Below are 12209 nucleotides of genomic sequence, written 5' to 3'. Positions count from 1 at the left end.
CTTGCATGCTGTTGGGCGCCTCGAGTGTGCATACTATTTAAATGCTGCGCGCTCATTCCCTTCGTATGTAAATAGGCTTACATTGATTGATATAAATTGCGGTGGACATTTGTGCGTGAACGCAATAGCTAGGTGTGCTGCTGTACGAGCAGTTTTGGATTGATATACCTTAGAGATGTGGAAAGTAAAAAAACTACTTGTTTGCATCTCGAAGGTGGAGGCTCTCGTTGCTTTTTCACCTTGGGAGTGCTGTCTGTTTTTGAAAATAACGGGTTAGTATTTCCGACGGTGTATGGCGTTTCGGCTGGAGCGGTCTGTGCTTGCCTCTATCAAGCACGGCAAATACGGCGAACCATTGAGCGGATTGACGATCTTCCACAGGAAGTTTCACGGTGTATTTCCACAGGTTTAGACATTTCTGATCTCACTGCATTTTTTCCATGGATGGCTAGGGTCTTGCATATCGACATGGAGTTCGGTGTTGAGGGCGACTCCAGCGCCGATGTGCCGAGTAAAATATACTCGGGTTTGACCAGCGAATATGGCGAATATACATGGATTGGGCTGAACCAAGACCAAACGTGGGCGGAATATGTACCTGTGGTGGCGGCGTCGTGCTCGATGCCGGGCACGAGTGAAGAAGTTGACATAAATGGTGTTCGCTATATGGACGGCGCGGTTTATGAAGGGTTCAGTTTAGACGTAGCAGAAGCTCACGGGTATTCGCGGCATGTCGCGGTATTTACGAGGCCTCGGGATGTGTGGCTCACTGAGGGGGATATTCCGCGCGAATGGACAAAAGGAGTACAAGCTCTTCCGCAGGTAGCTAAGGCATTACGTGGACGTGTTGAACGATATAACGCCACTAAACGTCGGTATCTACAGTTAGAAGAACGTGGGGAAGCAGTATTGATCTTTCCACCAGAACCATTGCAAGTTGGGGTGCTTGAGTACCGTTCAGATAGGCTGCGAGAACTGGTAGAAATGGGTATTGAGCAGGGCAAGCAAGCTCTAAAGCATATGCAGAAGGATAGTTTTTCCTGTGCTTAACGAGTGAATTTTGATGGCGGAATATGATAAACGGCGCGGTGAGCAGTTAGTCTGAGACGGTACAAAGCAACGACCTGCCAAAACCGCCTAAAATATCACATCTAGTTATATGTCGTATGTATCGTGATATATCAGATGTATCGTTGTCGTGTGAAAATACAACAAACAGCAAAAGACCGCCGCGAGTACGGCGTAGCAGTAATCGTAGGAATTATCGCTGGAATTGTTTCAGCAATCATCAAGTTTGGCTGGGAAGTTCCACTTCCACCACGCACTCCCGAGCGTAATGCCACCAACCCACCGCAGGCTTTCCTTGAACAATTAGGATTCTCAGATCACACTACTCACCTAAGCTACACGTTTAATGGAAATGCAGGCTTACCTTGGGTCTCGTTCTTGATTCATTTTGGGTTCGCGATCTTCTTTGCGGTTTTATATTGCGTTTTAGCTGAGCGTTTCCCGCAAATAAAACTCTGGCAAGGGGTTGCTTTTGGTGTGGGAATCTGGGTTGTGTTCCATGTTGTGCTGATGCCTTTGATGGGTACTGTTCCCGCACCTTGGGATCAGCCATGGCAGGAGCACTTCTCAGAAATTCTCGGACACGCAATTTGGCTCTGGGTTATTGAAATCTTTAGGCGTGATATGCGTAATCGTATTACTGGTCGTCCTGATCCTGAGGTCGAGTTATCTGTAGCTTGACCGTGCTTTGATAGGTGACCGAATGTGTTCATGATTGTTGCGGTCTGGTTGGAGTGTGCACAGTTGAGCGAGACTAGGAACTAAAGGGTGGAGCTTGAATGAGCTCCACCCTTTTTGTTTGGCTATTTTATGGTTGTGTGCTGTTCTTTGTTCTCGAAGCTTGCCCTAATTTAGGCGAATCTTTAGGTATCGTGCGTATATAGCGCGATGAACAAGTCAGAGCCTAAGTTAGGGCACGCATTCCGTTGTAGGATAGTGCGCGATCACGCATTCGCGGGCTGGGTCTATCGTGACTTCGCCACCGTACGGCAAAATGAGCTGCGGTTTTGTGTGCCCGAACGGAAGGTTAAGGCACACCAAAAGATCGTTGCGATAGTGGGCGATATTTGCCAAGAGGTAGTCGGTGTATGCTTCGCGGCGCGCGTGCAGTACTTCGGGAGTGGCGGGAGCATCGCGATTGGCGACGACGGGGCGCGCAAAAGCCAATGCCCCAGCAGCTTCGAGGTAACCGCGTTCGCCCAGTGCGCGAATCCATCGTCCCACGTAATCTGGTGGCGGAATTACTTCCGAGGTTTCAAAAATCAATACTGCACCCTCGAGAGCAGTGGCATCGGGTAAACGGCCTGCCCATGCGAGCTGGTCAAGCACCTCAAGGCAACCTCCCCACGTAATACCACGCACTGGATCGTCACTCGCACCATAAAACTCCAGTTCAAGTGCGGGATCATAAGAAGATTCTTCTGAACGTGCCCGCGGATCAGACCAATCAAAACCGAAGTCTTGGCTGGTAGCGGGTAGTGGAAGTTTGATCGAACCCGCGCCGAAAAGGGCAGCGCGCAATGTGGATAGGTGTTCAGGTGCAGGATCGCCAGCAGCACCCCAGTGCACCATCGTAGCGCCGCCGTGGTATGAACCGACGCCGTTGCACCACAGCCAGTTCAGTAGGTTGGTATTGTCGCTGTAGCCAAACACGGGTTTCGGGTCGGCTTGGATTGCGGCGGGGTCGAGGTGGGGAATTACCCGAATTTCGTCGTCGCCACCGACGGACGTGAAAATCGCGCGAATTGCCGGATCACTCATCGCAGATTGGAGGTCTGCGGCGCGCTCCTCGGGGCTCGCATTGAGCTTGCGGGTGGTAGGATATTCGACGATTTTGATGCCGAGCCGTTCTTCAAGACGGCGTATCGCCTGCTCGTGAATGTGTGGGAAGTAGCCCGGTGCTGCCCATGCGGGCGAGAGGAGGGCGACGGCGTCGCCCGGTTTCGCGGGGAGGGGTGCGATAGGCGTGTGCGCACCAACGGGCGGCGTGGTAGCTACAGGCGTAGTGCGCTCAGGCGTGATGGGTGCCGGAGTAGCTGGAGAAGCTGTGTTGTTGAACGGTATAGCGGGTGTGGAGCTGGTAGATGTTCGCGCGTCTGGGTGACCGTGAGAATTGCGGTGGTCGTGGGAAAAGTCTGGGGCCATACCAAGAATTCTAATGGATAACGCAGCCGGGAAACGATATCTCAATGAGAACGGAACTCAATAAGCAAGATGTGTCACACCCTTTGCTCTTGAGAAAGATTCTAAACAAAGTAGTATTGTCAATACCTATATTAGTGATAGCCATTATCACTGAATGAGTACAGGAAATACTAGGAAGATTCAGATGAGCATCTCAAACCCGCAGGCACACGAGCCGCGGCTACACCGAAATGGTCTCGGAGTAAAGATCATCTTCGCGTTCGTGGCAGCATTCGCGCTTGTATTCGCCCCACTGACGGCAAAAGCCTTTGGACAGACGGTTATTGACCGTAATCATACCGACGCATTCTATGTGGACATCACCGGCGATAATCCCAAGGTGATGATTCGCAACGGCATAAATAACAACCTCTATAATATGGATTCCACTGAGATTCAGATTGCGAACTCCGCTTACATCAAAACTGAGAAGTGTGCTGAAGTGTTCGAACTCTTCGACAACGGCTACTACCCGCAACTTGGAGAGTCGAGCAAAGACGGATACTACAGTGCTTGTGGTGCTTCTGGTGCCGAGCCGGGCATGAGCGCCCCTGGTCAAGACGACCTCGGCGCGAAAGTGAAGATCAAGTTCACGAAGGTCACCGGTCCAGGCAAGATCAGCTTCTTCAACAACAACGAGATGTCGGTGGCTGACGATGGTTCCGATGCTATCGTGCCGTTCATGGAAAGTAAGAACCTGTATATCCAAGCGGGCGATGTGCTGCCTATTCCGGGCCACCAGCATGGACACTGGTACTTCGAGCATGCTGGAAAGTACACGTTAACCGGCCGTGCGATCGTCATTAAGAAGGATGGTTCGCAAGTAGCCTCCGATTCTTTCACGCTCACTTTCAACGTGCTGAAGAATGGTCTCGATGAGCGACCTGCTCCGGCCGCGAAGGTGCTGTCTGAAATCCCAGATACTGCCGAGCTTCCTGCTGCTCCGTCACCAGCAAATCCAGGTTCTGGCGATACTGGCACTGTACAGCCCGGTAGCGGCAATACCGATCCAGGAAATGCTGATGACGGTGCGAACGACGACGCAAACGACGGCGCGGATACGCCGTCACCAACTCAGCCTGGCGAAACGCAGCCTGGCACCGGAAACACGGACGGAACGTCCCCCGAGACAAACTCGCCTGTTCCTGGAACTCCTGGAACGGCGTCGTCACCCCGCTTGGTGCTGAGTAAAGGACATATCGACCTTTTCCACGTGATTGCGAAGGACGGAAAACTCGTTCTGAATGCCAAGGACGACACGGGGTCGAGCCCGGTTGAGCGCAGGGCCGAGGATATTATTGTGCACGTGGGGGAGGCGGCCATTACGAAGTTTCCCGCGCAGTTCGCAAGCAAATTTGGAGTGCCGGCAGGTTACTTCCTTGGCCAAAGTGGTGATAAACAGGGAGTGCTACCATTCCCCGGTTGGGATACCGGTGCGGTGCGCCCTGATTTTGACGCGATTGATTTAGAGTTTCTCGAGGTCAAGGGGCCAGGAAAAGTATTTACTTATCAAATTGGTGGTTTCAACGGTCCCGCATCACCCCTGGCCTCGGGTCATTTTGAGTTGCAAACGGGCGACAAGATTCATCAAGCATATCCTGCGCACGTGCACACTAACTGGGTTTTCACAAAGCCCGGCGTCTACACGATGAAGATGCGGGCGAAGGATGCGCGCGCGGGTGCGTCTACCGTGTCGAACGAGGCAACTTATATTTGGTACGTGGGCAATGATGTGCCAAAAGAGCTGATTGACGGCACCTACAAGGGCGATCCGAGCGAGGTGCAGCCATCGCCAGGTGACGTGCAGCCGATGCCGGGTGCGAACGATGGGCTGCCGAATGACGGCGTGCCAGGCGGATCGGGTACAGATACAGGAAACGCGCAGCCGCAGCCTGGTTCGCAACCTGCCCCCGGCCCACAGCCTGGTTCGCAACTAAGCCCGCAACCGGCGTCGGGCAATGCGCCTGGAACTCCGACGCATGGTAGCGGCATCGCCACTGTGGTTCCGGCGGTGAATCAACCGCAATACGTTGACGCGATTTTGCCGATGATTAAAGATGACCGCTCACAACCTGCGAAGTGGGTGAATCCGGGTTCGCTCGCGTTTGCGATTGGCGACGCTGGGCGCGCGACGACGTCGGAGAATATCGGGCGTATTCCAGCTGGTAGCGCGGTGTGGATGATCTCGAGTAGCCAGGTGGCGGGCGTGCCGTGGCTGGGTATCAACTCCCAACACCCCACACTCCTTGCGAAGACGACTGGTCATTTGAAGCTGGCGCTTACGTCGTTCTCGGGGCCGGGCGCGATGGAAGTGTTTTATTCGAATAACTTTGGAGGCGCGGGCCAGCGGATTTTCTCGGGTGTGAACGGGTCGGTAGGCGGCTCGATCGTGCTCAATCCGAACGTGCACGCCCATCCGAACTGGGTGTTTACCAAGGCGGGCACGTATCGGGTAGGAATTACCACCACGGCGACGCTCAAGAATGGGAAGACGGTGTCGAACCACGGCACTTTGGTGTTTAATGTTGGTTCGGGCGACGGCGTGACCAGCGGTCATTTCGATTTCGGAGCAGCGATTGGTCAAGCGCTCGCCGGTTCTGCTGGAACTGGTGCTGGACGCGGCGGTGCAGGTGGCGGCGTAGGCCGAGGCACGGTGGCCACGAATGTGCTGGGTTCGCTTAACGATGCACTTGCGGGCGGCGATGCGAGCTTGGCTGATGGTACTGGCTTGGGCGATGGCGTTGCGGGTGGCGAGAATGCCAGCGTGAAGTCGCTGAGCGGCACCGGTTTGGGCGACGCTATGGTGAGTTCCGACGGTGCAGGCTCAGGCTCAGGCGGGTGGACGACCACCAATACGCTGATCGGCTCTGGTGTGGTGTTGTTGCTGGCAAATACGGTGCTACAGGCGATGCGACTGGTTCAGATGCGCCGGATGGCTTAGGGATCGGGTTGCCCTGGAGGGCTGGATAGGGTCGCTCCCAGTGACATAGCCCTAGCGAGCTTTGGGGCTGTGTGATCCCAGGGATTCGTAAATGAAACCGGATGACGACGGACGTGTGGTTACACTTTAAGGTGTGGTGCGCGTCCGTCGTCGTTTTGATTGGTATCAAGTGCAAAGGCAAGTTTGACTTGTGTGGATCAAACATCGGTATGAGTGAAACTTTTTAAAGAGTGTAAATCTAGATGTAGAGTGTAAAAATATTTGCACTCTAGAGTGAAAGTTTTTACACTCTAAATATGACGTGGACTAAAGAAGCGATACTTCAACGCCTCGCTGATTTTCGCGAGATTGGGCGTGACGCAACTGGTATTGAGGTGAAACGCGCATCGCATTTGCCGAAGAATCTGCCGGAAACCGTGTGTGCTTTCGCGAACATGCCTGAAGGTGGAACGATCATTCTGGGAGTCGCAGAAGAGTACAACTTTGCTGTTATAGGTCTTGATGATCCTAATAAGATGTTTAACGAGGTAGTGAGTCAGATTCGTAATGCTGTGGTTCCTGCTCCGCAGCTTATGCATGAGATTTTTGATATTGACGGTAAAAGCGTGCTCGTTATTGAAGTAATTCCGCTACCATTGTCACAACGCCCGGCGCGTTACGGTGGGAAAGCATATTTGCGCCAGTCGGATGGCGATTATGTGATGAATGATTCTGATTATGCGCTTATTGAAATTCAGAAAGCATCGCATACAGAACAATATAGATTTGACGTTGTGCCGGTGACGAATTCGGCAGTAGATGATCTCGATCAGGGACTTGTCGATAGATATCTCAAAGACGTGCGTGCGAAGAGTAAGCGCCTAGCGCAAATAGAGGATGACGACGTATTGCTCCGCACATGCAACATTCAAACTGAAGATGGACAGTTAACATTAGCTGGACTATATGCCCTTGGTTACTATCCGCAGGCGAAAGCTCCGCAATTGCGCATTACCGCCGCAGTGGAGAATCCTGCCAATGCTCAAGGTATTCGGACTAGAAATAGAAAAGATTTTGATGGGCCGTTGCCTGACCTGTTGGAAGACGTACTCGCATGGGTAAAGGAGAACACTCCTCGCCAGAATCGTTATTTAAGTGATGGAAATATGCGAGAAGAGAGTGTGTATCCATTGCCTGCAGTGCGGGAACTTTTAGCTAACGCATTGGTGCATCGAGATTTGAGCCCAAACACTGAGGGCAAGTGGGTTGAGGTACGTGTGCGTGCTGATCGCTTGGTGATCGTAAATCCAGGTGGATTGCGTGGCGTGTCTACTGAACAGTTGAAGAGTGCAACTTTGACGAAAAACGCAGTCAATCCACGGCTGTACGATATGGCTAAACATGTAACTTCAGCCTCGGGTAACAATGTTATTGAAGGTGAAGGTGCAGGAGTTCGAGAAGTATTCAAACAGGTACGCGATGCGGGATTACCGGAACCTTCGTTTCAAGATACAGGTGTGCAATTTACGGTGATTTTATACGCATCAAAATCAAATTTTAAGCGTGGTTCCGAATCGGGTGTTGAAGCCTTAGAACGCGAGGAAACATCGAAACTTACTTTGGAAAGCGCGACCTTGCCGTCTGCTGAGAGAGTGCCGGAAGTTGTATTACTAGAAAATTTTGGGCGTGCAATTAGAAAGAATGCATACGCGTTACTTGCAGCATTCCGAAATGCACCTGACGGCATGTCGGTTTCTGAGCTTGTTGAATCTTCGGGATTGTCCGTTGGGCAAGTGCGGTATGTATTGAACAAACTGCTTGCTGTAGGAATAGTGCAACGTGACGGAGGGTGGGGAGTCAAAACAACCAAGTACAGCGTGGAACCCTGGGCGCGCGAGGGGCTTTGGAATAAGTAGATTGCTAATTCGAGAGTGAAAAAGTGACGCAGGGAGTTGCTCTCTTTGGTGCAAAACTGCACTTCGGAGCGAAGAGTGTAAATATCGACTCGAGAGTGTAACTTTTTTTCAGAGTGTAAAAATACTTGGACTGTAAGTGTAATTTTTGCACTGTGAAAGTCTTGTTGTGGGGATGGGAATCTTGTCGCGAAGATGGAAGTGGGCGGCGGCTGGATCCTCCGTTTGACCTCACCGGCTGGCAATGGGTTGAGGCATGGCGGGACGATGTGCAGGTGCTGGTGAATTTGCAGTCGCTTGACAAGGATCCGAATTCTGGGGATGTACACGCGCTGGTAGATCGGATAAGTGTGGAGGTGAATCTGGGTGGCAAGCGTGCGACGCCACGCGATCCATTGGTAGAGCAGGCGCCGACGGCGTTTGAGCTTCCGTTGAGTGAAGAGGATCTTGAGGAGCTCGTGCGGGTGGTTCTGGATGATTGCAAGACTGTGCATTAAAGGGAGACAACAGATGATATGAACTGGCTGTATTCATAGACGGAATACAGAATCGGAGAGCCAGAGACCGAGGGGACAACTTGGTTGGAAAGTATCGAGAAGAGCATGGGTAACACTATTCTTCCCGCCTCTCAAGTTCCGCAAGCGTGACGCCGTCTTCAGTTTTCCATGCTGTCATACCGTTGGCCGAAGCGCCAACGACGAATGCCGCCGCACCCGAGGGACTAGCGAGCAACACGTCTTTGACCAGGGTAGAGGTTGAAGAGTCGATAGCGTCGCGGTAGCGCTCGCGTTGTTTGAGTGCAGAACCAGGAACCGTGTTGGTGAATTCCGTTTCCGGGCGGAGTTTTGAGCCGGCGAGCACGGCGAATCCGTCAGAGGTTTGCCGGCCAGTGGCCTGAGCGCTTCCCCAGGTGAGTTGTAGTAACGGTTCGACGGTGGCAGTGGCTCCGGCATCGGCGTTGGTGAGCTCGTGGGGAGCCTCTGGCGTGACGCTACGTGCCTCGTTGATCGGATCGAAGACGCGATAGCCAAGCACTCCGATTAGTAGCTTAGCGTTGGTGATGAATTCGTCCAGCTCTGCGCGCTTTTCTTCTGTCACTTTGCCGATTGAAGGATCGTTCCCGTTGGCGACGTCGTAGCGTCCCGCATCGCGTGCCATCTGTGTGAACCGGTGTTCGAGGTAGCTGATCTCGGTGGGGCCGAACGAGTCGTTGGAAGTGATCAGAGCGATCGCGTGGGTCCAGTAGTCAAGTTTTTCCTCGCGATGTTCGATGATTCTGGCGAGTACACCTTGGCCGTTCTTGCGTTCGCAGGCTTGGCCAATGTATACCTTTGTTTTGTCGGAATCGTCGGTGCCAAAGAGGAAGTAGACGCCGGTCTGGCGAAGATCGTCGCGGTCTCGAGAGGTTTCGATTGTGGTGCGGGGCAACAGGAAGACGACGCCGGTCCAGTTGCTGAGCGATGCTTTCTTACGTCCCGCAGCGGTACCGTCCAGAAGGAATAATTCGATTGTTTTTGGCGTGGACATGGGGTGGGGAGTCCTTTACTCAGTATTTATCAACTGCTCTTTTTGGAATACTATTGAGTTTATCGGTGAAGAAAGTGGTCATTTCTAAACCGCCAGCATAAACAGTCTTTGCAACGGCCAAAATATGTCATATTTGCAGATAGACGCTTGGGCTCTTTCATGCGATGTAAAGCAATTGAGTGACCACATTTGCATATCGGTGGCATCGGTGGAGCTGAAGAGAAACTGATTGGGATCGATTTTCCTAATAGAAATTTTCCATCTTTCAGGAGTACATAGGCGAAAATGCGGTCATTTTTCTCTGATGTTTGCATCCAATCTTTGAAACGTTCGCATAAATCCACGTAAGTATTATGTTTCCAGTAATTATCGGCTGGAGATGCAGGTTTGGGAACGAGGAAATAGCTGAAATCTCCGGTCTTAAGTGAGTCGTTTACATTCCGTGGAATAGTACAAGAAAACAAGCTTCCCTCGAGAGCTATGCTGGAGTTAAGCCGCCTAGTAAGGTGTATCATAAGCGGCAGAAATGAACCTCGTACGACCCCAACTATTAATATTTCTTTATTGATGTTGCTTCGATTTGTAACTTTAACTGTGTAGCCAAGGTCTCCCCTTGCTAGGTCAGGTATGATCTCCAAGCCTTCTGGGTATAGAAACCACGAAGGAACCGTTTTGCCGATTAATATAAGAGTTGCAATTAACACAGGGACTGCGGTGATTACCGTCGCGATGTCTGCCAGTGTATCCATAGCTGAGTCCTCTCAGGTGGAATTGCTTAAGTTTATTTAGAATGTGTTCGAGGCATCTAATGCGTTGGTCTGAAGTTGCTGTTTTGTGTTTGCTCGGTAGATAAATGTTGTTACTATGTGTTGTCCTTAAGAATTGTTAGGAAAGTAGTCGAATCAATCGTCTCAACATCAAAACAGTCACAAATTTTACGGACAGCTTTATCATTAGAAACGACTATGTATAACGTTGAGAATAATTTTGTAGCTTCTAGATCACGAGCGTAGATTGCAGTGGCAACAAGAAATGGATCGGCTGTTCCCTTATTAGAGTATAAATTGACGAGAGAGGTATCGTGGATGTCCAGCTTTTCCATGATTCGTTTCACGATTTCAAGGATTTTAGCATTTATTGGATATTCCAAAGTTGAAAGTTTGCCTTTGTCAATGGGGTCTCCAACTTCGTTTAAGACTGATGATGGAATATGGCAATTTTTCATGAAGAAGTTACCGGTGCGTTCCTTTGGATGTAGCCGTGTGAGCGCGTTGGTATCCAAAAAGTAGTGCGTATCAATGTCCATATGCGGCTTCCTGAAGTGAAGAAATCTGCTTACTAGTCAACTTGTTCAGGGTAGCAATGCGAAGGAAGTCTGGACGGCTGATCTTTCCTTTCTCCAGCGCACTAAACATCTGTCGTGTAAACTCGTGGCCGCTATACCGTAGCACTTGATTCCATCGTGATGGATTTCGCCTATAATGACTCGTAGAGTTTTCCCACTCTTCCCGAAGTTCGTCTAGGAGCTGCATTCTTGCTTCTTTGGAAATCAATCCAACACGCTGGCATCTGACCACGACCATGCTCGGAGTTACTTTGCACTCTGAAGCGAGTGTTTTCATCTCTTCAAGTCCAACGGGGTCTGCTTTGATTAAATCTTCTTTGGGAAGCAAAATTTCTCCGACGAGATCATACTCGTATGAATCACTTGATTCATTTTCAACGTCAGACAAAGCAACAGGTTGGTATATGCCCCGTGCTAGCATGACGATTAGCAATAAAAGTGTGAAGATTCTGCGCCCTGCAACTTCTTCAAATTCTCCATTGCTGTTATTTGCCAAAAATATGTAGGGGATTTTTCTATCTTTTAGAAGAAAACCACTGAATGATGGCTTGGTTATTCGTTGAGGCATTACGTGCTGTTGTGTCCGAGAAACGTAAATGCGGGATTGCTCGGCGAGTTCCACTATATATCTGAATGCGTCTTCTTTCTCTCGATAACTCCGAAAATGCTCTATGTGAAAACCTAATAATTTCGATAGTTTTGTTGCATCATCCTGAATTGAGAGCCCACGTCGTTTGAGGCTGCCAGTAATGTTGTTATCTGGAATTGGTTTATACAGCCTTTTGATTGTCTCGCGTTTTTGGATTAAATCTTTGACTATAAGCTGGATATCTCGTACATCCAATGAATTACGCGAATTCATATAGATGGTCTGGTTGGTATAATTTGCAATCAAAATATCGTTTTGTTGTTTGATTTGTGATTTTACGAAATCCTCAGGAGCAAAGAATAGTGGTAAAGGTACACGTGTTTTCTCGGCGAGCTGTCGAAGTGTTGCAAACTGAACTCGACCGTGTTCTAGTGCATCAAGAAAATTAGAATCACTGTAAGCAATCGAATTCTCAAGTAGCATCTCGAACACCGATCGGCTTATTGCGCATTTCTCATGCTTTATGGCTATAATGATTGTTTCTTTATCGAGTGCCATATGTTTGTCCTATAGTATTAGGTGAAAATTGTTTGGTGCTTTGATTGTTGCGTGAAAGTAGTAGTAATTGAAGTTGACCGTAAGTTTGTCAAACAGCTTAGAGTA

Annotated in this window: 9 protein-coding genes; 5 read left to right on the top strand and 4 right to left on the bottom strand. The window is 50.2% G+C overall.

Annotated features, from left to right (window positions below; translation table 11 throughout):
* Window positions 1–177 precede the first annotated feature (177 nt).
* Together EZJ44_RS01235 and EZJ44_RS01230 are read left to right on the top strand one after the other, a co-directional pair.
* The gene (locus EZJ44_RS01235) at window positions 178–1050 is read left to right on the top strand and encodes a patatin-like phospholipase family protein (RefSeq protein ID WP_165496059.1); all 873 of its coding nucleotides are present in this window, start codon (window positions 178–180) and stop codon (window positions 1048–1050) included.
* A gap of 150 nt (window positions 1051–1200) precedes the next feature.
* Complete coding sequence (locus tag EZJ44_RS01230) at window positions 1201–1749, top strand: YagU family protein (protein ID WP_376988819.1); 549 nt, start codon at window positions 1201–1203, stop codon at window positions 1747–1749.
* 228 nt (window positions 1750–1977) lie between these two features.
* Here EZJ44_RS01230 and EZJ44_RS01225 read toward each other — a convergent pair whose 3' ends face one another.
* Window positions 1978–3213: a S66 family peptidase gene (locus EZJ44_RS01225; protein WP_131279316.1), complete on the bottom strand. Its 1236-nt coding sequence runs from the start codon at window positions 3211–3213 to the stop codon at window positions 1978–1980.
* 184 nt (window positions 3214–3397) lie between these two features.
* Here EZJ44_RS01225 and EZJ44_RS01220 point away from each other — a divergent pair, with 184 nt between their 5' ends.
* The 3 genes from EZJ44_RS01220 to EZJ44_RS01210 all read left to right on the top strand — a co-directional run bounded on the left by EZJ44_RS01220 (window position 3398) and on the right by EZJ44_RS01210 (window position 8582).
* Entirely contained in the window at window positions 3398–6193 is a 2796-nt protein-coding gene (locus EZJ44_RS01220) for a TIGR03773 family transporter-associated surface protein (protein WP_165496058.1), read from the top strand.
* A gap of 296 nt (window positions 6194–6489) precedes the next feature.
* Window positions 6490–8088 (top strand): ATP-binding protein, encoded by a 1599-nt coding sequence (locus tag EZJ44_RS01215; RefSeq protein ID WP_131279312.1) that lies wholly within the window; start codon window positions 6490–6492, stop codon window positions 8086–8088.
* A 152-nt stretch (window positions 8089–8240) separates the two neighbouring features.
* The gene (locus tag EZJ44_RS01210) at window positions 8241–8582 is read left to right on the top strand and encodes a hypothetical protein (RefSeq protein WP_131279310.1); all 342 of its coding nucleotides are present in this window, start codon (window positions 8241–8243) and stop codon (window positions 8580–8582) included.
* 115 nt (window positions 8583–8697) lie between these two features.
* On the opposite strand, the gene EZJ44_RS01205 is transcribed toward EZJ44_RS01210, so the two are convergent.
* From EZJ44_RS01205 to EZJ44_RS01195, 3 genes are all read right to left on the bottom strand, one after another.
* Window positions 8698–9612, bottom strand: coding sequence for a GIY-YIG nuclease family protein (locus EZJ44_RS01205; protein ID WP_131279308.1), 915 nt, complete (start codon window positions 9610–9612; stop codon window positions 8698–8700).
* Between the two features lie 862 nt (window positions 9613–10474).
* Window positions 10475–10918, bottom strand: a complete 444-nt coding sequence (locus EZJ44_RS01200) for a hypothetical protein (protein WP_131279306.1) — start codon at window positions 10916–10918, stop codon at window positions 10475–10477.
* Window positions 10908–12104 (bottom strand): hypothetical protein, encoded by a 1197-nt coding sequence (locus EZJ44_RS01195; RefSeq protein ID WP_131279304.1) that lies wholly within the window; start codon window positions 12102–12104, stop codon window positions 10908–10910. The genes EZJ44_RS01200 and EZJ44_RS01195 overlap by 11 nt, the downstream gene beginning before the upstream one ends.
* Window positions 12105–12209 lie beyond the last annotated feature (105 nt).

Source organism: Arcanobacterium bovis (assembly GCF_004331995.1).
Classification (GTDB): Bacteria; Actinomycetota; Actinomycetes; order Actinomycetales; family Actinomycetaceae; genus Arcanobacterium_A; species Arcanobacterium_A bovis.
The sequence above is the reverse complement of the archived record's forward strand: the minus strand, read 5'-3'. Positions and strand labels throughout refer to the sequence as shown.